Source organism: Rhodanobacter sp. FW021-MT20 (genome assembly GCF_041107475.1).
In the GTDB taxonomy this organism is placed as follows: domain Bacteria; phylum Pseudomonadota; class Gammaproteobacteria; order Xanthomonadales; family Rhodanobacteraceae; genus Rhodanobacter_A; species Rhodanobacter_A glycinis.
Map to the genome: position 1 here is coordinate 438,525 of NZ_JBGBPX010000001.1, position 26,081 is coordinate 464,605.

The window sequence follows — 26,081 nt, forward strand, 5'->3', positions numbered from 1 at the left end:
TAAGGACCCTCGAGCACCCCTTTTTGGTCGTCATCCGGCCCGACCAGCCCTTCGGCTGTCGAAAGGCACCTCGCCGGAATGACGCAAATTGATGGGTCTTCCGAGGAACCCTTCGGGGCCCCTCGAACAATTCTGTTGCAGGAGCCCGTTCGCGGGCGATGCTTTTCTGGAGGGAATAGCTGCAAGAGCATCGCCCGCCAACGGGCTACAAGCATCGGTCGCAAATTGGAGCCCAAGATCATGACCTCCGATCATCCTGCCTTGCACCACGACGATTTTGACGCCGCCTCCGGGCGGCAACCAGTCGGCGCGGCAATAACGCAAACGGCGAGTTCCCGCCAAAACGTCCCTGAATATGCCGTCCTTCACCACCTCTACACATATTCGGCAAAATCATGGACATACAGCCGTTTTATTTCGCTCCGGTTTAGTTTCGGGCTTGTAATGACATGCTAGAATCACGGTTCGTTTGACGTCTATGGCACGGAGTGGAACGGACGCATCAGACAGGGGGCGGTTCCAAATCTTCATGCGTATGTCATCCGGGCGTCGTTGATCGATGTCAAGGATTGCTTTACCGCCCCTATCGGACAGTTTTGTCTGCCCGGTGCCTTTCAACAGGGATGGATTGAGGAGAATCCAATGCTCGACACACGGATCGTTCTCGCCTGCGCCTTGGCAGCAGGCGTCTCGGCCATCGCACTGTTCATACTGGCAAACCTTGCCGAGCGGCTCGGCCTGGTTGACCGGCCCAACAAACGCAAACTGCACCAAGGCAACATCCCGCTGGTGGGCGGCCTTTCCGTCTTCATCGGCATGCTGGTGGCCGCGCTGTGGTTCGACGGCTTCTCGTATTTCGTGAAGATGCTGCTCGCCACCTCGGCAGTACTCGCCTTGCTCGGCGCCCTGGACGACCGCTACGACCTGAGCGTGCGCGCCCGTCTGCTGGTGCAAACCGCCGCCATCCTCACCGTGGTCGGGACGACGGGCGTCTACATTCACAGCGTGGGTCACCTGTTCGGTCACGAGCTGCTCCTCGGTTGGCTGGGCGTGCCCTTTACCGTGGTCGCAGTCATCGGCCTGCTCAACGCCTTCAACATGATGGACGGCATCGATGGCCTGGCCGGCAGCCTGTCGCTGGTCACCATTGGCGCCATCCTGCTGTACAGCAATGCTGCACAAATGCACGGCCCGACCGCGCTGATGCTGCTCACGGGCTGCGCCCTGCTGCCTTATCTGGCCGCCAATCTCGGCTTGGTCGGCCGCAAGATTTTCCTGGGCGACGCCGGCTCCATGGTGCTGGGCTACCTGTTTGCCCGGACCCTGATCGACTTCAGCCAGGCTTCGCCGAGACATATTTCTCCCATTGACGTGCTGTGGTGCGTCGCGCTTCCCGTACTCGACACCATCGCCGTGATGTACCGCCGACTGCGCCAAGGTAAGTCGCCGTTCAAGCCGGATCGCGGGCATATCCACCACATCCTCATGGGCGCCGGCCTGAGTTCCCGCCGCACCCTTGTCTGCCTGATCGCACTGGCCGCCACCCTCGCTTTCTGCGGCTCGGTCACGCGCATGCTGGGCACCGAAGCCAGCCTATTGGCGTTTAGCACCCTGCTGGCCGTGTACGTCGTCATGGTTACGCGTATTTGGCTGCGGCAGGAATCGCGTCGTCGCGGCTTGGTCGGGCCACCGGCTGCCAATGATGCTGATATCACCGCGGGCATCCTGGCAAACCGAAACGTGTTCCAAGACGGGACACAAGGCAGCTAAAGAGACTTTGATTTTGCTCGTCATTCCTGCGAGGCGCCTTTCAACAGCCGAAGGGGCTGGTCAAGCAGGAGGTGATTTTCAACAGACGAATGTCTGGTCATCCAGCGCCGGTGTTTTCAATGGCTTACAGACACTGGATCCCAGCTTTGCTGGGATAACGCGCAGAAAGTCGATTGATCAGATTTCCCCTAAGAAGCGGCAGGATACCGACAGCCGACGATAGAGCGGGGAGCTGCCGCTACTGGCCACCTCGAAAGAAAGGCGAGAACAAGCGAGCCAAGGTACGGGAACCGAGAACCGAAGGCGCTGTCGTAGTAAAACGCATCTGGCTACAAAAGGAATCGCGCCGCTGAGGTTTTGGGCGAGCAATCAACCTCCCAAGGCATGGGACTCAAACCGAACAGCCTTCGGTAAACTCCGAGACGAGTCATGTCATCGAATAATTAATTGGACTCAAAGTCAGTCGGAGTCGATATATTGATAAGCCGACTCAACTCTGGAGTAAAATGGCGATGATTTCCACCTCGCGTCGTAAGTTCATAACAACGTTGACGATAGGGATGCTTAGCCTTTGCTGCGAAAGGGCATCTGCGTCATCCGAGTCCACCCTTCCGACTGTTAAACTGGCATCTTTCTCTGATGGCGCCACAGATGCCACAGCCGCCATTCAGTCGCTTATTGATTCTTGCCCCAGCGCGGGTGGCGTTATAAGTATTCCAAAAGGGAAATATCTGATCGACTGTGTGAAGGGTGTCACTTTACGCTCCGGTGTGCATTTGATTCTTAGCAGTGATGCATACTTGTTGGCCAAACCAACGTCCATGGGGACGTATGCCATCTTGAAAATATATAACGTAAAGAATGTTACTATTGAGGGAGGAAACATAGTAGGCGAGCGGGGCAAGCACTTGGGCACGGTTGGAGAGTGGGGTTTCGGAATCGATATACGTGGAAGCTCCAACGTCATAATTCGCGACTCACATATCAGTAATTGCTGGGGTGACGGAATTTATGTGGCCGCGTCGAATAGATATGGAAAAGAAGTTGATTGTCACAATGTAACCATCGAAAGAGTGACATGCAAAAATAATCGACGACAGGGGTTGAGCATAACCGGCTGCGAAACGGCTTTAATATTGGATTCAACTTTTTCTTTCACTCATGGAACACGTCCAGCGAGCGGAATAGATCTTGAAGCCGAAAAAGGAGGGACGGTTGACAGTATCGTAATAAAAAATTGTGATGTTAGTGATAATTTTGGGCGCGGAATTCAGTTAAATAACAAGAACTCTATGATTAAGATAATTAATTGCACGATTAATCGTAATCACGAATATGGTGTATGGATCGGTGGAGAGACTGAAGGGATTGAAATTTCAGGAAACGAAGCCAGAAACAATGGGATTTATGATCTTTTCGTAGGGAAAAGCGTGAACCTTCTGAGACTTGGATCAAAGATGATGACCTCCACTACGCCCGGCTCAGGCGGCTTCAAGCTCATTTATATCGATAGAAAGTGAGTGGTGTATGAATTTATGAATATGAATACTGCGTCTGTTCAACTAAGTTACCGTTGCATGCTAAGGCTGTTATCCATTTTTAAGGGAAAGGCTTGGCTCGCCCGACGACTTGGAGTCATTATTGGTTCCGATTGTCGTATTTATATATCGACGTGGGGCTCCGAACCTTTTCTTATTACATTGGGAAACAGGGTTACCGTGACATCTGGTGTCAAGTTTTTGACGCACGATGGCGCCACATGGCTCGTTCGAACCGACGGTGTCCGACGTCAAAGATATGGCAGCATCTTGGTCGGGGATGATGTTTTTATCGGCGTCAATGCCATCATTATGCCCGGAGTGGTAATAGGCTCGAAAGTTGTAATCGGATCGGGAAGCGTTGTAACAAAAAATGTCGCTGACAATTCCGTTGTCGCGGGAGCCCCTGCCAGGAAATTGGATTCATTTGACGGTTATTGCGAGAAAATCAACAATACTTGCCCATTGAATTCGGATCTCACAGGTAGTGATTATAAGGCCAAGGTTTTTAGTGCCCTCCATATTCAGGCGGAGATGGAACGACAATGAGGTTGTGCTGGCGCCCCAGACTGATCTTGCCCCCGAATTTCGGACACTCGGTTAAGCCGCGTGAGCCCGCTCGAACTGCTCTGGGCTGAGATAATCCAGGGTCGAGTGGAGCCGGGTTCGATTGTAATCAACCTCGATGTACTCGAACACGTGCGCACGAGCCTGCTCGTGTGTGGCAAAGCGTTCGCCGTGGATCGCCTCGACCTTCAGGCTGTGGTTCCAGCTCTCCATCGCCGCGTTGTCGTAGCAGTTGCCCCTGGCGCTCATGCTGGCGATGAAACCGTGTTCGTCCAGAAGTTTGCGGTGCTCATGCGTGTAATGACCCAGCAAATCCTGCACAGGTCAGGCCGCTAAAGCATACGCCTGAGCGGGTGTTTTCATGCCCAGCGACTAGTGGGGCCGTCGGTGGTTGTAGAACGCGATCCAGTCGCTGATCACGCGGCTGGCATGTTGCTGGGTTTCGAAGCGATGGCGGTGAGCACACTGTCCGTGTAACGGGGGCAGGATCAACCTAGCGCCGCGTTAGCGACGGGGCACGTCTATTAAGAGTTCCTCGTACACACCCAGCGTGAGCTGAGTAACAATGCGCTCGTCAAAAAACAACTCCACCTTTCTACGAGCTGCTGCGCCCAGACGGGCCGCCAACGGGCGGTCATCCGTCAGACGCGCAATCGCGCACGCGAGGGCACGTGCATCACGCACGGGGACAAGAAGTCCATCAGCGCCATCAGTCACCACCTCGCGACAGCCCGGAACGTCTGTTGCAATCAATGGCAAACCACACGCAGCGGCCTCAACCAGGATCGTTGGCAATCCCTCGCGGTAACTCGGAAGGACGACTAGGTCGACAGACCCCAGTAGTGCCCGCATATCACTCACGTGCCCAAGCCATTCCACGATGCCCTCATTCACCCACGCCCGTATGACATCCTCAGGTATCGCTGCAGGGTTGCCAAGATCTGAAGATCCAGCTAATAGAAAGCGGATCTCCCGACCTTGCGCCAGTAAATATCTACAGGCCTGAATGTACTCCCCAACGCCCTTGTCCCACAGCAGTCGCGCCGCCAAGAGCACTCGCGAAGGCGTTCCCGTGCTCGCAGTGGAGGATCGCGAGAAAAGATTAAGATCGACGCCCACGCCCCGAATGAGTCTTATCTGATCTAATCTAGCAAGTCTGTCCTCTAAAAACTGACTGACATCGTCCGAATTAAGCAATATTACCTTTGCTCGCCCGCCACGAAGAGACTGGCGCAAAAGCATCCGCACTACCGGACGAAGAATCCCAGCAACTTTGTCGTTACTTGTGAAAACATAGCCAAGCCCATCTATAGACATGATTCTTGCCCTGACGCCAGCTATGCGTGAGGCGATAGAACCGTAAATGGCTCCTTTAATAGTGAAGCCGTGGACCAGCGCCGGCTTCTCACGTCGGATAAGTCTGATAAGCTGCAGTAAAAAGCGAAATTCATTTAGTGGATTCAGGCTGCGGCGCCTCATGGTCAAGGGCTTCCAGCTCAAACCAAGCGCCATGAGCTTTGCACCAAAGTTTCCTGGCGGCGAAATAAGCAGCACGTCATACCCTCTAGCTTGAAGCTCCAAGGCTAGCGAGCGTCGGAAGTTGTATAAATACCAGTCTGTATTTGCAAACAAAATAACCTTAATTCCAGCCACTGCGGCTCCTAAACAATTCCAGTTGGATAATTAACATTCTATTTATCTTTATCAAAAGAATCGAAAATATGAAAAATATGGCATCACTCATCTGGTTGGCACACGGACTTCCAGGCTTTCTCATAGGCCAATACCATCCCTCCGATCGAATATCGATCTTCAATGCTTTTCCGAGCCGCCTCGCATAACTTTATCAACCGCGAGGAGGGTTCGCCAAGCGCCTCACGCAGTGCAGCTGATAGTGCAAATGAATCGGACGGTGGAACCACCCAGCCGTTGTTACCTACAATTTCCCTTACATCCCCAACATCGGTGGCAACGCACGGAATGCCACAGGCCATTGCTTCAACTACCACGTTAGGAAAAGCCTCTCCAACTGAACTCAATACGAACACGTCGAAAGAGCGCATAACCATGGGGATATCATTTTGAGGTCCCATCGCAATTATATAATCACGAACATCATAACGATCAAGTAGCGCCTCAAGATACGGATCACCACTCGCAAGTCCCTTCCCAACAAGGACTAGATACACACCAGACGTCATTTCAAGCAATCTAGAAAATGATGAAATGAGATTTAGATGATCCTTCTGAGGATCTGCTCGACCTATGTGCCCAAGCACTCGCACACCTGGCGGCAGCCCGATTTCGCCCCGGACGCTACATTGCTCGGCGCGACTGGGAGAATATTCATTTAGGTCAATGCCATTAGGTATTACAATGAACTTCTTAGCATATAGGAACCTTCGATGCACCAATATTGCACGACGACTACAGGATATAATTAGACTGGGTATAAAGTGAGATAACACGGCACAAATTAAAACAACGATCAGTGTAGTAAATTTGTTATATCTCGGAGACAAATTACTATGCCTAATCCCCCAACAGACTTTTATTCCCACACATCTAGCAGCTATTCCGCCAATAAGATCTGCGTGATACATCCATGTCTGCGCAACTTGAGGATTAATTTTCCTTAGAATTCGGGACAGTCGAAATATTACAAATGGCGACGGGATATTCCGCCGCATACCGAGACTTATGACCTCGACTCCAATAGAACGCAGGCGATTACCATAAAAACCATCATCCGTAAGGCTGACGACACAAGTTTTTTCTGAATTTTCTCGTGCCGAAAGAAGTCGGTACAACGCATTTTCTGCACCGCCTCGCCCAAGCCCAGTGATTATATGCACCACTTTTACATCGGATAATATTTTAGACATAAAAGCGGAAAATTTCTGCAAGTTGTGTGGCAACTTTTTCAGTCGCATAAAAGCGGCACACAGCGTTTCTGGCTTCTTTTGCGAGTTTACCCCGCAGCGAATCGTCGACCAATATTGACACAATTGCCTCCTGCCATTCACTGAGTGTTGCGGCAAGTAGAGCGCCGCCTTTCTCCGCAACTTGCACATTCATTCCAACTGGCGAAACGACCGCAGGAACGGAGCATGACATATATTGAAGCATCTTGAAGCTACACTTCCCCTGTGCCCAAGGACTATCTGCAAGCGGCATCAAGCCTAATGTCATTGACTGAATGTCAGACACTTCGTTTTCCTCGCTCCATGTTCGATAATATACTCTACTAGGCGCAAGCGATTTAAATTCTGGCGCCTTGTCGCTTACTACCAATAAGTCCACGTCATCGTAAAGCTTCAAAACATTCTCGATTACCTTCTCGATTGCATAGAGATATTTCAAATTACCAGAAGTCCCTACCCAACCTATTTTACGCCTGACCGATTTATCATCAGAATTTTTAGGAATAAATATACGCACATCAATTGCGGTCGGTATAATGTATATGCATCTATTCAACCGCGAAAAGTGATCGGCAATTCTATCGTTTCCGCAAATTACTCCGTCACAGCGCTTCGCCAAACTGTCAACCGAGCCAAACCGAGCCGACATCCAGATCGCATCGTCGACATCTAGCAGTCGCGGTCTCTTCGTAAATCGTTCCAACGTGTTAATTGTGGAAACCATTTGGCGCTGTAGTAATGTAATATCCGATGCCATTGAACTGCCCAAATCAGAAAACCTTTGTGAAAGCAGAGATGGCAGCCATCGAATACGATCAAGTGTGCCACGCGGCGGGTAAGCGCTTCCTTTCCGAGGGAAATATTCATTCATGAGAACTCCGCTCGCTCGCAAATCCCCAATGTACTGACGCACGCGAAATCGCGCCGATGGCGCTACGCTACCGGCAGTAAAAGCAGCAATGCGGATTAATGACTCATTCATTTGTAAACAACGTCCATCTTCATTAAAAATCTTGCGAAGAGCACCCCGGTAATAATTACAAAGAATTCACTACATAACTAATGACTATAATTGTAACTAGAAGCCAGTTTATACGCTGGCAATAGATCAGATCTGCTCAATATTATTAGCAATAAAATGCAATAGGCTGCACCCACGAGCCATGTGCTCGTGGTTTTTTTAAGTAACGCGGCAGCAACGATAAAGACGCTAAAGGCGTCAAACAATGCATACACTCTGAATGCAAGCCATGTTGCGGAATGCATAAACATAAGAAGGAAAGCCAAGCCAACCCACGAAAATATGCAACATTGAATGAGCAATCTTCGCTGCGGGATATCGACCTGGCCCTTCACTAATATGGCGGCCATATAACTGAGTACGCCAGATTTGAATAAAGCTACCAGGACCATGCTAACCGTCATGTCGAAGTGCTCTCCAACATACTCAAGGACCCTTCCGTCGAACTTGCCCATCTGAGAAAGGATATTTCCGACTCCCGCAATAACCAAAAGCATAAAAACGCTAATAATCCACTGGTATCTCTGAAGTCCGAATAGCATTGGCAGCTCAAATATCACAACCAAGATGGCCGACGCATGGAATCCGACAGCCAGCATGCTGTATATTAACCACCTTACTTTCTTCCCATTACATATTTCCAATAATGCCAAAAAGCTAAATCCAAGAGCAATTGCTAACCTTATCTGGGCAAATTCGTGCGAGAAATATGATAGGCAAACCATAACAAAAAACGGCGTTATGTAGGCTCCAAAGATGCGCTGAAACGCTCTTGCTTTAAGACTGAGCCCGAATCCAACCGCAACCAAGAACATCCACTGAGAGCCGAGGCCAACGGCTTGAATCCAAGTTATTAGAACCCCGAAAAGCGGGTCCTTGCCGAGGAAAACCTTTTCTGGATACGCTAATGCCGACGCGCCTATTTCCTGAAACATATTTATGTAGTTGGAATAATCTTTACTCGAAGACGAAATCCCCGCAAAAAGCACCGCGTAGGCGAAAAGGATCATACCCAAGTATTTTGCATATTTTGGGCATAACCACGACCATGCCGTTAAAAAAAACGCGCAAAATATAAAAGCTACATATGCCATGTCATGTTTCTCGAGCCATTGATTACAGATTGATCTGTATTTTCGGGAGCGCACGAAACGATAATATCCATTTAAATGATTTCGAAGCGATACGAAAGTTTTACCGGACTCAACATCTGCCAACCTGAACTATCCGCCCGAGACTATTTTTGCTGAAGTGTACCGGCTAAGAGCGACTATTGCTCTTCCGGCCCATCAATCTACTCACAAAGAAACGTGCGGCTCGATGAAACAAATGCCAAATCACGATTGGCGACGGGTTTGTCTTAAATCCAAGAAAGAAGGTCGCAAGCCCTTTGCGCCAACAGCCTTCATAGAGAAGTGCTAACCCGATTTTGATTCGCACATTCCCTTGGCAAGTGCGCCGATATCGGGGCGGTACAAGAGTGGCTGCCACCTGCTCTGTAACACGAAGATGCCGATCCAATTGAGCATGGATTCCCTGTGCATGCACGCGGTATCGGCACAACTGTACCGAAGATGCGTACTTTATATTGGCAGAGAGTTGCGCTTCGGCTGCAAAGACCCTGATGAACGTTGGCCAGTCGTCCAGTTCGAGAGAATCCTCCCAAGGATGCAGGCTTCGGAGGAAATGAGTATTGAACACTGTAGCCTGAAGAAGCATTGGGGAGGGCGGCGCTGTCCATACTTTCTCTAACCTACTAAATGCATTCTTTTCAAAAAGACGCTCCATATCCAACCCATACACCATTCGGTCCACAAGACCCACTGTTCGTGCTTGGCATAATAATGCGTCAATAGGGCGACTTTCCTTCTCGAGTAAACTCAATGCCGCCTCCAGCCCCCCTCTCTCGTAAAAGTCGTCTGATGCCATGGCCGCGAAATACGTACCTCGCGCTAGGCTGAGGCCTAACCGTAGCGAGTCCACCAGCCCCTTATTCGTCTTGGTATAAACACGAACGGCGATTCCTTCGCGATACGGAAACTTGAGGCACTTTTCGAACGTGTCATCCGGTGAGCCGTCGTCTATTACCAGCAGCTCGATTGACGTGACCATCGAGTCATTAATGCTCCGCAAACACTCCTCAATGTAATCCGAATGCCGATATGCACAAACCGCTATCGTTAAATGCGGTTCCGCGACGGAAGTTGAGAGGCCCGACTCCAACATTAGCCGCGCACTTGAGCTATTTTGTACTTTTTTATCTTGCCTCATATACGACAACCATTATTCCAATTCAGACTCGACCAAATTAGATTGTTAATGTAATCATGCGAAAGAGCGCTTGAAACCAACTTTATCACGCGAAAACTTACCACTAACGCTTGCCGCACAATGTTTTTCGAAGCCATCCGCTTATATCCCCACCGAACCCACCTATTTCTGATAGTCGATTCAATGCGTAAACGCCCAATGAGATGGCCAAGAAAACTCCTATTACGGCAGCAGCAGTTACGCTTCGACCAGCGAGTGCGTGTACGAGAGTAGTCATAAGTACCAAGACGAGTAGTTGCATGCGCACCCTCGAGTCCCAGCGAAAACCGGTTCGTCGCCGGGCCAGCCAATACATCAGCGGCAGATGCAAAAGGTACATGATAAAGAATGCGACTCCCGTGACTTCTACACCAATCAGCGGCAAGCCACACCAAACCAGTGCGACAAAGATGCCGATGATCGACGACTCGGTCAAGACATAAGTCCGGCCATCACCGGAAGCCAAAATGATAAAACCCAGTGGCCAGCTAGCAACCTTCAGCACATCGCCAAGCACCTGCCAACGAAAAATCAGAGTGGCCTCAACAAACTCACTTGAATACAACAGCTTGATCAACCAAGGCGCCAATGCCAGCATGACCAAAAATACCGGGCCGGCGAGTAAAAACGCGACTTCGGTTTGTTCGTTCACCATGCGATTAACTACAACATGATCACCAATGGCCGCCGTCAGGCGCGGGTAATAGTCCGTACCCATCGCCGCCAGCACGAATCCGATGTATGTCATCGAGATAGCCCAGGCTGCTTGGAACTGGCCCAACGCCATCGAGCCCAATTCACGCTGAACCAGTGCGCGCACCACCAGCTGACCCAATGTTCCGGCGGCGCCAGCCACCATGAAGGCGGCGCCCAATCGTACTAGCACATTCCATTGGGACATCAATTGCGAAAATGGAGTTCGCGGGAACACTACTTTGGGTAGCCGCGCCACGTACAGGTGTCCCATCACGAAGCTGGCCAGTGGAGCTGCGAGCACGAATGCCAACAAGCCTTGCGCGCCCCATAGCCATAACGCACCAACGCCAAGCGTGGTAGATAGGACAGCCGACGACACGCTAACGCGGGCGATGTCTCCGATCTTGCGCAAGCCGTTCAGTAATGCGGCCTGAGAGCCGGCCGCTACCGTAAGCACCACGCCAAGTGTTAACCAGCCAACGTCTCCAGTGAGGGCCGGATTCCCCAATATGCGTTTCGCCAGAACGGCGCGTAGCATCCAGAATACGATGCCACCGATGAAAGCCAAAACCAACGTACCCAAGAACAACGCCCGGCGTGCAGCAGCAGCAGCAGCGTTATCTTCTTGGCCGACAGCCTCGGCGATCTGTCGCGTACCCACGCTTCCAAAACCCAGCGATGCCACAGCTGAAGCAGTCAAGACGAGATTTTGGAACAACCCGATCAGACCCACACCGGCGGGGCCTAATAACAGCGCTGCCGCCTTGGTGCGCAACAGGCTAATCAGAATGTTAATAACCGATGCACCGCCTATGATCGAGGATGACCGAAGGATCTGGCGATAGGAGTTAGCCATTCGCGTCAATCGTCTTGAGCAATTTGGCCGGATTCCCCCCCGCGATCGCGCCACTAGGTACACTCTTTGTTACTACGGAACCATTGGCAATTATCGCACCACTACCAATCGTTACGCCTTTCATAATCTTTACGTTCGATCCAATAAACACATTGTCCTCGATTACCACTGGCTTGGCCCATTCAGGACGAGACAATCTGCGCTCCTCAACCCTTATTCCATGAAAGTCGCTGTCAAGAATCTCGACATTGGACCCGACGAGGCAATTTCTCCCAATTGCAATCGACGTATATTCAGCAATTGCGCAAAAGTTGTTGTTCAACCAGGTCCCGCGCCCGATCGAAATCGTTGCGGAATGATGTCGCGCCTCTAGATATGCATACGTCGAGAAAAAAAAAGGCGACGGATATACTCCGATACTGACGTTACTTTCGACGCCAATAGCCCCCTTTCCCGCACACTGCAGCGGCTGATAAAGACACGGCGCCCCCTGCACCGAATTCGTTGAAATGCATCGATAAAAAAATATCCTTGGAAGCTGTGCAAGTCGCAAAGCAAAGCGCTGAATGCTCTTGGCACCTATGTTAAACATATGAATCAATTGCACCGATGACCGCAGCCTGCTTTGACAACTCCAAGTGAGGACCCATCGGAAGACTCAGTACTTCCTTTGCCATTCGCGATGCCAGTGGGAACGGATCCAATGGCCAATTCACATATGCGTAGGCCTGCTGTTTATGCGGTGGAATCGGGTAATGGATCAAGCTACCAACGCCAGCGCCAGTCAGATGCTCTTGTAAGGTATCACGCTGGGGGTGACGCACCACGAACAAATGCCACACAGGAGAAGCCCACACAGGTACCTGAGGCAACACCAGCCCAGAATCTGCAAGCCCTCGCAGATACTGCGCCGCTAACGACGCGCGACGCGCGTTCCATTCATCAAGCTTTTTCAGTTTGACGCGTAGCACCGCCGCTTGGATGGGGTCCAGTCGGCTGTTAAATCCCTGCACCTCATTGACGTACTTCGCCCTCGAGCCATAGTTGCGCAGGACACGGATACGATCGGCCAGCTCCGCATCATTGGTCGTGATTGCGCCACCATCGCCGAGCGCGCCCAAGTTCTTGCCGGGGTAGAAACTCCAGGCGACCACGTCACCATGCGCACCGAGGCGCCGCCCCTTGTAGCGTGCTCCATGCGCCTGAGCACCGTCTTCGAGCACGCGGAGACCATGCTTGCGGGCGATTGCAAGAATGGGGTCCATGTCGGCCGGTTGACCGTACAGGTGCACCGGAAGAACAACTTTGGTGCGCGGCGTGAGCGCCGCCTCAATCAGGGCTGGATCAATATTGTACGTCGCCTCCACTGGCTCCACGGGCACCGGCGTCGCCCCACACTGGCTGACAGCCAGCCAGGTCGCGATGTAGGTATTGGATGGCACTATGACTTCATCGCCCGGCCCAACACCCATGGCGCGCAACGCAAGATGCAGCGCATCAAGGCCATTAGCAAGGCTGACGCAATGCGAAGCCTCGCAATAGGTCGCGTACTCGGCTTCGAATGCTTCCACTTCCGGGCCAAGCACGTACCAGCCAGATGACACCACACGGTCGATTGCCGCGTTGATTTCATCGCGCAATTCGATGTGGGGAGCTTTCAGATCAAGGAACGGAATCATGCGCTGGCACCTGTTAGCTTCACAAACTCGCTGTAATCCCGAATGTAATCAGCACCATCGTAGTAGTGCGATGCGAAAACCAGTAGCACAGCATCGGCAGAGTACTTGTACTGGATTCCCCATACCATCGGCGACAAGTGCAAGCCAAGGTTAGGGCGATCAAGCAGAAACTCCTCGCGATGAACGCCGTCATCGGCCACGACCGAAACCCTCCCGCGCACGCAGATAAGAAATTGATGGCATTGACGATGGGCATGCTCACCGCGCGTCTCCACGCTGGGTACGTCGAACACCATGAAGTAGCGTTTGGCTTCGAATGGCACGACGCGCTGAAATTCACCGACCGTGAGGCTACCCCGAATGTCCGTTATACGGGGCAGCGTTACCAGGCTCACGCCTGCAACCCGCGAAGACTGTACCGTGCCAGTTGCAGCTGCTTCCGTCACCTTGTCGAGCGAACCACCACTTTGTGCATCTGCATAACCTACGATCCTGGCGGGATTTCCCACGACGATCGCGTTGGCAGGCACAGATCGCGTAACCACAGCACCAGCACCCACCATCGCATGACGACCAATCTTCAAGCCCGGGAGGATGGTTGCGCCAGCGCCCAGCGATGCACCGGATTCAATCTCGGTCAGTAGCGCGGTCGCCAGGTGCTGCTTGCTGCGCGGAAACTTGTCATTGCTGAAAGTGACATTGGGGCCGATGAAAACGTCATCGCCGACACGTAAACCGTCCCATAGCTGCACGCCATTCTTGATGGTGACGCGATCGCCGATGACCACGTCGTTTTCGATGAAGCAGTGCGAGCAGATGTTGCAGTCGTTGCCGATGCGAGCGCCCGGCAAGGCCACCACGAATTGCCAGATGTGCGTACCCGCACCGATGCTGGCGGTCTGCACATCGGCCAGCGCATGGACGTGGACAGGTTGAGGCATTCTCATGACCTCACTCCGATGTATTCCTTGTACCAGCGCACAAAGTTCGCCACGCCCTCCTCCACGCCGACTTGCGGGCGGTACTCGACCGAGGCAATGAGAGCGGACACATCGGCTTCCGTACCAGTGAGCAATATTTTCATGAGTGCATTTTCAATGTTGGTAATTACGTCTTCGCCAAACCAGCGAACACGCTCGCGCTGAACCTTAGGCACGTGGTCTCATATACCAAGGCATGGCCAAGGCCAGCCCTTGCCCAATATTTTGCGTCGGTGTGAACCCAAGCTTCGCCGTCGCCTTGCTTATGTCGGCCAGACTGTGCCGCACATCACCCTCGCGAAACTCACGATACACGGGCTGTGCATCTTGCAGATGCGGGTAATGCGGCAGCAAGTTGGTCACAAGCTGGGCGTAAAGCTCGTTGAGTGTCGTACGGTCACCTACCGCCACGTTGTAAACCTGATTCACGGCCGCGGGACTTTCCGCCGTCGCAGCCAGCAAGTTCGCCTGCACGACGTTTGCCACATAACAGAAATCACGACTGGTCTCGCCGTCACCATTGATGAAGACCGACTCGCCCTTGATCAGGCTGTCGATCCACTTGGGAATGACGGCGGCATAGGCCCCATCGGGATCCTGGCGCGGACCGAATACGTTGAAGTAACGCAAACCGATGGCATTGAAACCGTAGCACCGTGCGAAAACGCTGGCATACAACTCATTGACATATTTCGTTACGGCGTAAGGACTCAGGGGATTGCCAATCTGATCTTCCACCTTGGGCAACCCGGGGTGATCGCCATAGGTGGAACTGCTGGCGGCATAGGTAAAGCTTCGCACCTTGGCATCCCGCGCAGCCACCAGCATGTTGAGTGAGCCGGTGCAATTGGCGTCATGCGTTGCCAGCGGATCTTCCATCGAACGAGGTACCGACCCCAGCGCCGCCTGATGCAGTACGTGCTGTACGCCTGCGCACGCCTTGCGGCAGTCTTCGATACTCCGGATGTCGCCCTCGATGAAATGGAACCGTGACCAGGCCTGCGCTCCCACGATCTGTTCGACTTCATCCAGATTGCGCTGGTAGCCCGTAGCGAAATTGTCCAAGCCAACCACATCCTGACCTAGCCCAAGCAGTGCCTCGACAAGATTGGAACCGATGAAACCCGCCGCACCCGTGACTAACCATTTTTGGCGTGATGCGAGCACACGTTCCTTGAGCGCGGCTGGAAGTACCTTGACCAATGCGCTCATCACAGCCTCCCGTCCACTGCACCACGCGGCAAGACGTATTTCACGTCATAGACAATAGACTCCACTTTACCGAACGCGCGGATGCCTTTGCCACCTAGCGCCACAAACTGCTGATGCCCAACTGCAACGATCACCGCGTCATAGCCGCCCCGCTGCGGCTGCGCGATGGTAGTTATACCGTATTCGCGCACAGCCTCAGCAGCGTCGACCCATGGATCGTGAATATCGACTTTAGCGTTGTAGCCGCGCAGCGACTGCACGATGTCCACTACGCGGGTATTGCGTAGATCTGGGCAATTCTCCTTGAACGCCAGACCCAACACCAAGACGCGCGCGCGCACCGGATTGATGCCTTTACATACCATCAGGCGGATCACTTCGCTCGCTATATACGGGCCCATCCCATCGTTAGTGCGGCGCCCAGCCAAGATCACATCCGGGTGGTGCCCCACTTCCTGGGCTTTGTGGGTGAGATAGTAGGGATCAACACTGATGCAGTGCCCACCAACCAAGCCAGGACGGAATGGCAGGAAGTTCCACTTGGTACCGGCGGCCTCCAGTACTTCCAGCGTGTCGATGCCGAGCTTGTTGAACAGCATGGCCAAATCATTGACCAAGGCGATATTGAGATCTCGCTGGGTGTTCTCGATGACCTTGGCGGCTTCGGCCACTTTCAATGAGCTCGCTTTGTGCGTTCCCGCAGTGATGATGCTGGCATAGAGGCTATCGACAAAGTCGGCTGCCTCGGGAGTTGATCCCGAGGTAACCTTGAGAATGGTGGTCACGCGATGTTGTTTGTCGCCGGGATTGATCCGCTCGGGGCTATAGCCCGCAAAGAAGTCCTCGTTGAACTTCAAGCCAGATACCTGTTCCAGCAATGGCACACACACTTCTTCGGTGCAGCCAGGATAAACAGTGGATTCGTAGATCACGATATCACCACGCTTGAGCACCTTGCCCAGGCTTTGGCTAGCCTTGATCAACGGGGTGAGGTCGGGACGCTTGGCGGAGTCAATGGGCGTCGGCACGGTCACGATGAATACCGTGCAATCACGCAGAGCTTCAAGATCGGTGGTGTAGCGAAGTTGGCTCGCAGACGCCAACTCCTCGGCCGAGGTCTCCTGGGTATGGTCGACTCCGGCGCGCAATTGCTCGATGCGCGCGGCATGGATATCGAAACCTGTCACGTCGAATTGCTTGCCGAATTCCACCGCCAGTGGCAGGCCGACGTAACCCAAACCGATGATGGCAATCTTCGCGTTGTCCAGTGACTGCATGAGGCTTCCGTTGGGTGATGTTCGAAGGGGAATCCGTTCGTTCCGGTACGAGACGGACTGGGGGACTGTTGGTCAATCAAGCATGGTTGGGAATGATGGGCTTGAAATGTTTCATGGGGCGCGCGGGCGTGTGACCTGGTATTTTTTGAGCGTTGTGCATTGGAACCTAAGGGGCTTTATCTCCCCCCCCCAAAGCTTTACCCCTCCCCAGCCCTCCCCTGCAGGCAGGGGAGGGAGTTAAGGGCGTCGCAGCCCTCCCCCTGCTTGCGAGGGAGGGAGTTAACGGCGGGAGTTATTTGGCGGTTTTGTATTCGTAGTAGCCGTAGGAGTAGTAGCCGGCGCTACGCTTCTCCACTGCGTTGAAGATGGCACCCTTGATTTCCACACCATTCTGTTCGAAGCGCTGTTTGGCCAAGGCAATTTCGCGCGCCTGATTCAGGCCGAAGCGCACCACCAGCAGGCTGGTACCCGCGTGATGGCCGATCACGGCGGCGTCGGTCACGGCCAGGATCGGCGGTGTATCGACAATGATCAGGTCGTAAAGCGGCATCAGCTGCTTCAGCAGGGCGGTGAAGCCGGAGTGCATCAGCAGCTCGGACGGATTCGGCGGCACCTTGCCGCGGGCGATGAAGTGCAGGCTGTCCAATCCTGTCACGGGGCGAATGGCTGCGGCCAGTTCGAGCTGCCCGGAGATCAATTCGGACAGACCGTTTTCGGCACGCCCACCCAACACCTTGTGCTGGCTGCCTTTGCGCATGTCAGCATCAATCAGCAGCACTTTTTGCCCTGCCTGGGCGATCACCGCAGCCAGGTTGGCGGACACGAAGGTTTTGCCGGCGCCAGGGCTGGAGCCGGAGATCATCAGCAGGTTGTTCTTCGCTTCCAGCCGGGCGAAATGCAGGCTGGTACGCAGGCTGCGCAAGGCTTCGGTGGCCAAGTCCGCGGGGTCGGTCACGGCCAGCAGATGTTGTCGCCCGTCGCCGTGCTGATGTGTGCCGCGCAACGAAATATCGCGTTCCTTGTCGCTCTGCGGGATGGAGGCATACACCGGCAAGCCCAGTTGCTCGATATCGGCGGGATCTTCCACGCCGCGGTTCAGCATCTGGCGAAGGAAGATGAAAGCAATCGCCAGGAAACCACCCAGGAACGTGCCGCCCAACACGATAATGGCCTTCTTCGGCTTTACCGGGTGGGTGACATCGACGGCGGCTGTATCCACCACTCGCACATTGCCCACGGTGCCGGCGCGAGCAATTTCCAGTTGCTGCGCCTGGTTAAGCAAACCGGTATAGGTGCTGTCACTGACCTGCACATCGCGCGTCAAGCGCAGCAGTTCCTGTTGGGTATCCGGCAGGCTTCCCACCTGCTTTTCCATGCCCGCTTTCTGCGCCTGCAACTGGCCAATCTGCTGCATCAAGGCCTTGTAGGCCGGGTGATCCTTGGTGAAGCGGCGCTCCATGTCCGCCTTCTGCATGTCCAGTTGCTGGATGCTGGTTTCAACCGCCACGATCTGGTCGAGCAAACCCTTGGTCTGCAGCGTGATATCGACGGAATGGGCCTTGGTCTGGAATGCATTCAAGGCTGCCTGGGCCTTCTCCAGCTTTTCACGCACGATCGGCATTTGTTCCTTGACGAACTGCAGGCTGTTGGCCGCTTGTGCCGAGTTGCGATCCACGTTCTGGCGCACGTAGGCCTGCTCGACCTGGTCCAGCACATCGGTTGCCAGCTGCGGATCGGCATTGTCGTAGGTCAAGGCGATGATGCCGGAATCCTTGCCCTGCTCGCTGGCATTGATTTTCTGTGCAAGATCACTAACCGTCGTCAGATCCCGATTACGTACCACATCGAAACGCATTCCCGGGTTGGCTGCCAAGGTTTTCACCTGCATGGTGACGCCATGGCCCTTGGCCACCTGCCCCACTTGACCGCGCAGCAGCAGGTTATCGTCGTCATCCAGTACGGTGTAGGCACCGTGCTCACCCGCGATCAGGGTCAGGTGCTTGCCCAGCAAGCCATTTGGCACATCCAGTTGAAACACATCCAACTTGGAGCCACCCCAGTCGTCACGACTGAGGCCCAGCCATGGCGAGGCTACGTCACCGGGCTGGGCTGGCGAGTAACGACGCGCCATGAAATTGCCAATCAGCGGAAACCGGTGCGGCGTCACCACCACGTTGAGATTGAGCTTGTCCACCGCCTTGCTGATCACCGAGCGCGAAGTGATGATCGCAATCTCGGTAGTCGCCTCGGAACTGGAGGCACCCAGGGTCTGGCTAATCGCGCTCAGCCCAGGCAGATCAGGCACCTTCTGCTCCACCTGCACCATGGCGTTGGCTTGGTAAATCGGCGTGGCCAGGATGGCGTAAGCCACACTGAGCACGCAGAACACCGCCGTCACCACGATGATCAACCATTTGTGGTCGAGCAAGGTTCCCAGCAGAGCGTTCAGGTCGATTTCGTCGTCGTTCGAGGTCGTGCTTTGCGCAGCTGCCATGGAATTCGCTTTTCGGCTGAAAGGACTATTTAAAGGTGCGACACGTTGATTACAGGTAGGGCAGCCAGCCACGGACGCCTTGATCGATCAGCGCATAGACGTGCTCGAACGCCGGGCGCTGCTGTCGATATGGATCAGGAATATCCCGCGCTTCCCCCCACTTGTCGAGCAGGAACATCTTGCCGCTGGCCTCGGGGGCCAGTTGTGCAAGCGTGGTCAGGTGGCTTTTTTCCATGCCGAGGATGAGATCGGATTCGCGCAGCATTCCCGGCGTCACCTGGCGCGCGCGATGCACGGAGCCATCCACGCCCCGCTCCCCCATGACCTGCAGGGCAGTCGCATCCATGGGATAGTCGCGCATGGCGGAAATGCCGGCGCTGCCCACCTCGATGCCGCGGTGGGCCAACTGCTGCCGAAAGAGGTATTCGGCTGTGGGGCTGCGGCAGATGTTGCCAACGCAGACCGTCAATATCCTTTTGAACACCTTGACTTGACTCTCCGAATCATCGCCGGCGCAGGTGCAAAGCGACACGGCAGCCATTCCATTGACCGTCGTTCCGAGGAAGCACCGTTTCGGCATGGCTTGGGTTGTAGCCGGCATCTCCCCCTGATAACGCGAGATTCCGGCCGTTCGCACTGTTTGTGCAGTGCAACAGAATATGCGACAGCTTGTATCCAAGAAAGGTCTGGGTAACCAGCTTTTGGTTCGTCATTCCTGAGCAAGCAGGAATCCAGTGCCTTGTGCCTTGTGTCTGCTGGCTTGGAGGCACTGGATCCCAGCCTGCGCTGGGATGACGAGCTAAACGCTCAGACCATACTCAACCGGCTGCGTTGTATCCTGCCAAAGTCGGTTATGGTACCCGACCAAGCGGCAAAGTTTCGCATGAAACTGGCCTGGCAAGCTGAATGCGTGCCCCATCAGTGTCAAAACTGCAAGACAACCGCGACACAGTTATGGTTATACTTCCCCAACTATCACGGCACGGAGCTCCTACCATGAAAACACTGCTCATCGCACTGTTGGCCACGGGATTGGCTAGCCAAGCTTTCGCCCAGGCGCCTTCTTCACCGAGCCCGGCTGCGCCTGCACCTTCTGCTGCAGCCACCGTCCCTGGCGCAAACACCGCAGGCCAGGCGTCGAAGGGCGCGCTGACCGCCGTCTATATCGGCATGGGCGCCACGGCTGTGGCCGTGCTTGCTGGCGCTACCAGCAGCAGCAACCACGGCAACGAGAACAGTGGCCCCGGCGGCACCACCGGCACCACTGGCACCACCGGCACGCATTAAGCTCAAGTTCGTCGCGCCGTGATGACTGCATAAACAGCCGTGCCGGATGCGTCCGGCACGGTTTTTCGTGCCTGATTGCAAAGCAGAAAAGGTAGCTGCTCGCCATGAAGATACTCCCGCTCCTGACCCTTGCCGCCTCCGTCAGCCTGCTGGCTGGCTGCATCTGGGCACCCGGTCAGCACATGTCCACCGGCAAGCTGGTGCGCGACGGCAACGCCGACAATAGTCACGTTCAGCTCGTGCAGATCACGCCAAAGCTGCTGGCGATGGACCAGGCCTCCGAGCAAAGTGCCGCCGTACCACCCGCGCTGCTGGCCTATCAGCCCCAGCCTTACCGCATCGGTGCGGGCGACACGTTGTACATCACGGTGTGGGATCACCCCGAGCTGACCTCGCCTGCCGGCCCCCAGCAGCAGCCGCTGGCCAATGGGCGTCTGGTGCGCTCCGACGGCACATTGTTCTACCCGTATGTGGGCCAGCTCAAGGTCGAGGGCATGACCATCGAGCAGTTGCGCCAAGCCATCAGCAACAAACTGGCCACCTACATCGAGAAGCCGCAGGTGGACGTCAGCGTGATCGGCTACGGTAGCCAACACGTGACGTTGAGCGGTGCGTTCGTGAAAACCGATCCGCAGCCGATTACCGCCGTACCGTTGACGCTGGCACAGGCGATTGGCGTGGCCACGATCAATACCCAGGACGCCAACCTGTCCAACCTGGTGCTGACCCGCGACGGCCAGACCTACCATATCAATCTGGACAAGCTTGATCACGGCAGGGACCTGGCTCGCGCCATCTACCTGAAGCCCGGCGATCGCCTCTACCTGCCCTACAACGATCGTCAGGAAGCCTACGTGCTGGGCGAGGTCAACCACCCGATGGCCATCCCGTTCAAGACGTCCGACCTGACCCTGACCCAGGCGCTCGGGCGTGCCGGCGGCCTCAGTCAGACCACATCCAAGGGCAAGTCGGTGTATGTGATCCGCGGGGCGAAGAACATCGAGAACGAGCCGGCGACCGTGTTTGAACTGAACGCGCATTCGCCCGCCGCTTTCGCACTGGCCGATCATTTCCAGGTGCAACCGGGTGACGTGGTGTTCGTGGGTGCCGCCGGCGTCACCCGCTGGAACCGTTTCCTGAGCCAGGTCATACCGCTGACCAGCGTGCTGAGCACCGCCGCCTCTTCAAGTTACTACCTGAATCACAGCAGCAACTGACCGTTCGCGCCGTCGCCTGACGACGGCGCCCCACGGGCACGCACCGCCGCATGGCCGCGTGAACCGATCTTCCGAGGAACAAGGAATCCACGGCTTGTCACCGGACCATTACGCAGCCTCCATTCTCCGAGCTTTGGCGACAAGGCTGAGAGCCCGTGATTCTGGTGCGGGAACGGAGCTCCCCCCTCGCCGTCATTCCAGCTTTCGCTCACGGCTATCCGGAATAATCCTGGGATGTCCTTCGAGAGTGAATACCTGCGCCGCTTGCGCGAGATGCAACAAGGGAGCGGGCAGCGACCACCTCTCCGGCTCGTCATCCCGGCGCAGGCCGGAGGCGCCTTTCAACAGACGGCTGTCTGGTCATCCAGTAACGATCACGCCTGTCCAGGCCATACGGCTACTGGATTCCGGCCTGCGCCGGAATGACGAGCGAGGGTGCGGTATCGGTACAAGTTATGTGGAACCACAGGGTTCAAAATTATTCCGGACAGCCGTGAGCGGAAGCTGGGATCCCGTGGCTTCAAGCTCTGGGGTGCACAAGGCACTGGATTCCAGCTTTCGCTGGAATGACGCCGCTGCACAATACGAAGCATCAGGGATAGCACCCTCGGCCAAAGGCAAGATGCTCTATCGCGGTCTAACCAGCCTGCTGCTCGTGACCGTGCTTGCCGGCTGCACGGCAGTGTCTTCTTCCTCCGTCGATGCCGTGAAGCTGGTGGTGCAGCAGCATCGTGACCACAGCCCGACGGCCGCCGAAGTCGCCGCCCGTCCGTATTACCAGATGCAGGCGAGCACGCGTGAAGGCCACGCCGTGCTGATCCTCGGCAACGTCGATGGCGCGCGCGAGGACTGGTACGGTAGCCACGGCGTGGTGGTGTTCCTCAAGCACGGCCAGGTCGTGCAAACCGCCGGGCTGTCGCAGAATCTCGACGGCCTTCACCAATCCCCCGACAACCCTTTCGCGCGCGGCCTGCAGCACCTCAACGGACCGCTTGATTACGTCCGCCACGAAGACTGGTCACCCGGTTATCGCTACGACGTCGTGGTCCAGGCCCGGCTGGTACCGGCCGGCACGGAGCAGCTCACCATCCTCGGCCAGACGCATACCGTGTTGCGCGTGGACGAACACTTGAGCGCGCCGGCCGCCCACTACCGCGCCACCAACCGTTACTGGGTCGATCCAGTCGACGGCTTCATATGGAAAAGCGTGCAGCAAGTGGCGCCGGGCATGGCCATCACCCTGGTGCAGTTGCGCCCGTATCGCGGGAAGGCGTCATGAAGCGGTGGATGCTGACCAGCCTGGCCCTGTTGCTGGCCTCCGCTACCCTGCCCGTCCTGGCGCAGGTACAGGTGCGCGTCGAAGGGGCCGTGGATCATCCTGGCGTGCTGAATCTCAAGGACTCGGCCCGCCTCAGTGACGCCGCGCTTGCGGCCCAGGTACGGCCTGACGCCTACATGCTCGGCGCCGCCTGGCTGCGGCCATCGCTGCAATCGGAGCAACAGCGCCAGAAAGCCGGCGTACTGTTCGACCTGGACAGCCTGCACCTTCAGGCGCTCCAACACGGTGACGCGACGCTGGCGGAAGAGGTTGGCCGCCTGCGCAACCGGATCGCCGCGTTGCCGGTCACCGGTCGCGTGCCGGCCTTGCTCGACCCGCGTCCGGTAGAGGCCAATGCCGCTGCCAACCTGCCGCTACAGCCGGGCGACCGTCTGTTCTATCCGCTGCGCCCCACCACGATCCGCGTCGTCGGCGCGGTGCAGCAGCCATGTACGCTGCCGCTGCAAGCCATGCAGGACGCACGCAGCTATCTCGCTGCGTGCCCTTACTCCCGACGCGCCGACCACGACTGGATCTACGTGATCGAACCGGACGGCCGGGTATTCCGCCAGGGCGTGGCACTGTGGAACCGCTCCCTGCCACTGTCACTGGCCCCGGGGGCAGTGATCTATGTGCCGTTGCCGGCGCGTGCCGCCCAGCGCGTCGATGCCACGCTGAACCATGACGTGGCTGCGTTCCTGGCCACCCAGACCTTGCCTGGCCCGGGAGCAACGCCATGAAGCAACGCATCCGTCATACGCGTCGCTCGCGCGTTTCCGCCCCGTGTCGCCGCGCCTGCCTGTTGGCCGGGTTGCTGATTGCCGCGCCGGCCCTGGCCGACACCACGCCGACCGGCTATGCACCCACGCAAAGCGACTGGGGTGGCGCCGGCCTGTGGCAGACCCCCACCGCACGCATGGCCGACGCCGGCGAAGTCGCCTTCACCGCCAGCCACGCGCAGCCGTACACACGCTACAACTTCACCCTGCAGCCGCTGCCGTGGCTGGAAGGGATCATTCGCTATTCCGATATCAGCAACATTCCATACGGTCCCGAGTCACTCAGCGGCAATCAAAGCCTGAAGGACAAATCGATCGACGCCAAGGTGCGGCTGTGGCAGGAAAGCCATTGGTTACCGGCCGTAGCCGTGGGCATCCGCGACCTGGGTGGCACTGGCTTGTTCTCCGGCGAATACGTGGTGACCAGCAAGCGCTTCGGTCCGATCGACGCCAGCCTTGGCATGGCTTGGGGCTACATGGGCGCCCGCGGCGACATCTCCAATCCGTTCGGCATCCTCAGCGACAAGTTCAAGACGCGCCCCACCGGACACTCCAGCACCGGCGGCGAGTTCAACAGCCATACTTATTTCCGTGGTCCGGCGGCGCTGTTCGGTGGCATCAGCTACCAGACGCCGTGGCAACCGCTGGTGATCAAGCTGGAATACGACGGCAACAACTACAAGCACGAGCCGCATAACGACAATCAACCGCAGAGCAGCCCGTTCAACGTCGGCGCCGTGTTCCGGCTGAACCGCAGCGTGGATTTCAGCGCGGCGCTGGAACGCGGCAACACGGCCATGTTCAGCATCACGCTGCACACCAACCTGGCTGAACACGCGGCGCCGCCGAAGGTGCTCGATCCGCCGCTGCCGCCACGCAAGACGACGCCCGTTACCACCGCGCCGGAACAGGTGAACTGGGCCGACGTCAGCCGCCAGTTGCATGACAACGCCGGCATTCGCGTATCGAAGATCACCCGTCGCGGCCGCGAGGTAGTGGTCACCGGCGAACAGGTCCGCTACTTCTACAGCGCCAAGGCGATGGGCCGTACCGCGCGCGTGCTGGATGATTACCTGGGGCCGGGCATCGACTGGTTCACGGTGGAATCCACCCGCGAGGGCCTGCCCATCGTCGATACCAGCGTGCATCGCGAACGCTTCGATGCCCTGCTCGACCACCGCATCCCGCTGGACGAGTTCCGCCTCAGTGTGGAGCAGGACCAGCCCATGCCGCAGCACGAGGAAGTGCTGTATCAGCCCAAGCCGAAGAAATTCGATGGCGGTGCCTCGATCACCTACGGCCAGAGCCTAGGCGGTCCGAACGCGTTCATCCTGTACCAGATTGCCGCGAACTACGAAGCCAACTTCCACTTCACGCCCAACTTCTGGTGGAGCGGCGTGGTCAGCGCCAACCTGATCAACAACTACGACAAGTTCACCTACGACGCACCCAGCAATCTGCCGCGCGTGCGCACCTACATTCGCGAATACCTCACCAGCCGGCGCATCACCCTGCCGGTGTTCCAGCTGACCGCCACGAAACGGTTGGGCCAGGACTGGTACGGCATGGCCTATGCCGGCATGTTCGAGAGCATGTATGGCGGTGTCGGCGGCGAAGTGCTGTACCGGCCGTTCGGCGAACGCTGGGCGCTGGGCGCCGATGCGGCGTGGGTGAAGCAGCGCGGCTTCGACCAGGATTTCTCGTTCCGCCACTATCACGTCGCCACCGGTCACGTGACGGCCTACATCGACACCGGCGTGGACGACGTCACCCTGGCGCTGAGCGCCGGCCGTTATCTCGCCGGCGACTGGGGCGGCACCATCGACGTCTCGCGTGAATTCCGCAACGGCGTGCGCATGGGCGCCTACGCGACGTTGACCAGCGCCGACGGCAAGAAATACGGCGAAGGCAGCTTCGACAAGGGCATCTACATCTCGATCCCGTTCGACCTGATGCTGCCCCGCTCCACCGTCAACCGCGCCAACATCCTGTGGCAACCGTTGATCCGCGACGGCGGTGCCACGCTGGGTCGCCGCTATTCGCTGTACACCCTGACCGATGGCCGCGACAGCGACAACTTCAACGGCAATTTGCAGATGATTACGCAGTAGGTACGCGGATAGAAGCGCCAAGCGCCAAACGTGACTGCCACTGTA

23 protein-coding genes and 1 pseudogene are annotated in these 26,081 nt (G+C 56.1%); 8 read left to right on the plus strand and 16 right to left on the minus strand.

Features of this window, described 5'->3' with window-relative positions; all coding sequences use genetic code 11:
- Nucleotides 1–642: 642 nt before the first annotated feature.
- The 3 genes from AB7849_RS02150 to AB7849_RS02160 all read left to right on the plus strand — a co-directional run bounded on the left by AB7849_RS02150 (nucleotide 643) and on the right by AB7849_RS02160 (nucleotide 3,857).
- Nucleotides 643–1,770 carry an undecaprenyl-phosphate alpha-N-acetylglucosaminyl 1-phosphate transferase gene (locus AB7849_RS02150; RefSeq protein WP_008213798.1) on the plus strand — a complete coding sequence of 376 codons (1,128 nt, stop codon included), beginning with the start codon at nucleotides 643–645 and terminating at the stop codon, nucleotides 1,768–1,770.
- A 512-nt stretch (nucleotides 1,771–2,282) separates the two neighbouring features.
- The gene (locus AB7849_RS02155) at nucleotides 2,283–3,290 is read left to right on the plus strand and encodes a right-handed parallel beta-helix repeat-containing protein (RefSeq protein ID WP_369500509.1); all 1,008 of its coding nucleotides are present in this window, start codon (nucleotides 2,283–2,285) and stop codon (nucleotides 3,288–3,290) included.
- Nucleotides 3,291–3,488: 198 nt separating this feature from the next.
- On the plus strand, nucleotides 3,489–3,857 hold the full coding sequence (locus tag AB7849_RS02160) for an acyltransferase (protein WP_237711880.1): 369 nt from the start codon (nucleotides 3,489–3,491) through the stop codon (nucleotides 3,855–3,857).
- 51 nt (nucleotides 3,858–3,908) lie between these two features.
- Here the strand turns inward: AB7849_RS02160 and AB7849_RS02165 are convergent.
- The 16 genes and pseudogenes from AB7849_RS02165 to AB7849_RS02240 form a co-directional block, all read right to left on the minus strand.
- Nucleotides 3,909–4,163: pseudogene (locus tag AB7849_RS02165) on the minus strand (IS3 family transposase); the annotation flags it as partial.
- 84 nt (nucleotides 4,164–4,247) lie between these two features.
- On the minus strand, nucleotides 4,248–4,367 hold the full coding sequence (locus AB7849_RS02170) for an integrase core domain-containing protein (protein ID WP_237711879.1): 120 nt from the start codon (nucleotides 4,365–4,367) through the stop codon (nucleotides 4,248–4,250).
- A gap of 12 nt (nucleotides 4,368–4,379) precedes the next feature.
- Nucleotides 4,380–5,528 (minus strand): glycosyltransferase family 4 protein, encoded by a 1,149-nt coding sequence (locus AB7849_RS02175; protein WP_369500510.1) that lies wholly within the window; start codon nucleotides 5,526–5,528, stop codon nucleotides 4,380–4,382.
- A gap of 83 nt (nucleotides 5,529–5,611) precedes the next feature.
- A complete protein-coding gene (locus tag AB7849_RS02180) occupies nucleotides 5,612–6,760 on the minus strand; it encodes a glycosyltransferase family 4 protein (RefSeq protein ID WP_369500511.1) in 1,149 nt (382 codons plus the stop codon).
- Nucleotides 6,753–7,670, minus strand: coding sequence for a glycosyltransferase (locus AB7849_RS02185; RefSeq protein WP_157618150.1), 918 nt, complete (start codon nucleotides 7,668–7,670; stop codon nucleotides 6,753–6,755). The genes AB7849_RS02180 and AB7849_RS02185 overlap by 8 nt, the downstream gene beginning before the upstream one ends.
- A gap of 188 nt (nucleotides 7,671–7,858) precedes the next feature.
- On the minus strand, nucleotides 7,859–8,914 hold the full coding sequence (locus tag AB7849_RS02190; RefSeq protein ID WP_369500512.1) for an EpsG family protein: 1,056 nt from the start codon (nucleotides 8,912–8,914) through the stop codon (nucleotides 7,859–7,861).
- Between the two features lie 166 nt (nucleotides 8,915–9,080).
- Nucleotides 9,081–10,091, minus strand: a complete 1,011-nt coding sequence (locus AB7849_RS02195) for a glycosyltransferase family A protein (protein ID WP_369500513.1) — start codon at nucleotides 10,089–10,091, stop codon at nucleotides 9,081–9,083.
- Nucleotides 10,092–10,194: 103 nt separating this feature from the next.
- Entirely contained in the window at nucleotides 10,195–11,682 is a 1,488-nt protein-coding gene (locus AB7849_RS02200) for an O-antigen translocase (RefSeq protein ID WP_008212530.1), read from the minus strand.
- Nucleotides 11,675–12,235 (minus strand): acyltransferase, encoded by a 561-nt coding sequence (locus tag AB7849_RS02205; protein WP_008212529.1) that lies wholly within the window; start codon nucleotides 12,233–12,235, stop codon nucleotides 11,675–11,677. The genes AB7849_RS02200 and AB7849_RS02205 overlap by 8 nt, the downstream gene beginning before the upstream one ends.
- Nucleotides 12,236–12,266: 31 nt before the next feature.
- Nucleotides 12,267–13,361 (minus strand): DegT/DnrJ/EryC1/StrS family aminotransferase, encoded by a 1,095-nt coding sequence (locus AB7849_RS02210; protein WP_008212528.1) that lies wholly within the window; start codon nucleotides 13,359–13,361, stop codon nucleotides 12,267–12,269.
- Entirely contained in the window at nucleotides 13,358–14,302 is a 945-nt protein-coding gene (locus AB7849_RS02215; RefSeq protein ID WP_008212526.1) for a WxcM-like domain-containing protein, read from the minus strand. The genes AB7849_RS02210 and AB7849_RS02215 overlap by 4 nt, the downstream gene beginning before the upstream one ends.
- A gap of 2 nt (nucleotides 14,303–14,304) precedes the next feature.
- Nucleotides 14,305–14,517, minus strand: a complete 213-nt coding sequence (locus AB7849_RS02220; RefSeq protein WP_037100307.1) for a hypothetical protein — start codon at nucleotides 14,515–14,517, stop codon at nucleotides 14,305–14,307.
- A complete protein-coding gene (locus AB7849_RS02225) occupies nucleotides 14,510–15,553 on the minus strand; it encodes an SDR family oxidoreductase (RefSeq protein WP_008212524.1) in 1,044 nt (347 codons plus the stop codon). The genes AB7849_RS02220 and AB7849_RS02225 overlap by 8 nt, the downstream gene beginning before the upstream one ends.
- The gene (gene tviB / locus AB7849_RS02230) at nucleotides 15,553–16,830 is read right to left on the minus strand and encodes a Vi polysaccharide biosynthesis UDP-N-acetylglucosamine C-6 dehydrogenase TviB (RefSeq protein WP_008212523.1); all 1,278 of its coding nucleotides are present in this window, start codon (nucleotides 16,828–16,830) and stop codon (nucleotides 15,553–15,555) included. The genes AB7849_RS02225 and tviB overlap by 1 nt, the downstream gene beginning before the upstream one ends.
- 292 nt (nucleotides 16,831–17,122) lie before the next feature.
- Nucleotides 17,123–19,324 carry a polysaccharide biosynthesis tyrosine autokinase gene (locus AB7849_RS02235; RefSeq protein WP_008212522.1) on the minus strand — a complete coding sequence of 734 codons (2,202 nt, stop codon included), beginning with the start codon at nucleotides 19,322–19,324 and terminating at the stop codon, nucleotides 17,123–17,125.
- Nucleotides 19,325–19,373: 49 nt separating this feature from the next.
- Nucleotides 19,374–19,865 (minus strand): low molecular weight protein-tyrosine-phosphatase, encoded by a 492-nt coding sequence (locus tag AB7849_RS02240; protein WP_008212521.1) that lies wholly within the window; start codon nucleotides 19,863–19,865, stop codon nucleotides 19,374–19,376.
- 455 nt (nucleotides 19,866–20,320) lie between these two features.
- Between AB7849_RS02240 and AB7849_RS02245 the strand changes: the two genes are divergently transcribed.
- From AB7849_RS02245 to AB7849_RS02265, 5 genes are all read left to right on the plus strand, one after another.
- Nucleotides 20,321–20,611, plus strand: coding sequence for a hypothetical protein (locus AB7849_RS02245; RefSeq protein ID WP_008212520.1), 291 nt, complete (start codon nucleotides 20,321–20,323; stop codon nucleotides 20,609–20,611).
- Nucleotides 20,612–20,715: 104 nt separating this feature from the next.
- Nucleotides 20,716–21,828: a polysaccharide biosynthesis/export family protein gene (locus tag AB7849_RS02250; protein WP_008212518.1), complete on the plus strand. Its 1,113-nt coding sequence runs from the start codon at nucleotides 20,716–20,718 to the stop codon at nucleotides 21,826–21,828.
- A gap of 514 nt (nucleotides 21,829–22,342) precedes the next feature.
- Nucleotides 22,343–23,107 carry a YjbF family lipoprotein gene (locus AB7849_RS02255; protein WP_237711841.1) on the plus strand — a complete coding sequence of 255 codons (765 nt, stop codon included), beginning with the start codon at nucleotides 22,343–22,345 and terminating at the stop codon, nucleotides 23,105–23,107.
- Nucleotides 23,104–23,886: a capsule biosynthesis GfcC family protein gene (locus tag AB7849_RS02260; protein WP_008212516.1), complete on the plus strand. Its 783-nt coding sequence runs from the start codon at nucleotides 23,104–23,106 to the stop codon at nucleotides 23,884–23,886. Before AB7849_RS02255 ends, AB7849_RS02260 begins: the two co-directional genes overlap by 4 nt.
- A complete protein-coding gene (locus AB7849_RS02265) occupies nucleotides 23,883–26,036 on the plus strand; it encodes a YjbH domain-containing protein (protein ID WP_008212515.1) in 2,154 nt (717 codons plus the stop codon). Before AB7849_RS02260 ends, AB7849_RS02265 begins: the two co-directional genes overlap by 4 nt.
- Nucleotides 26,037–26,081 lie beyond the last annotated feature (45 nt).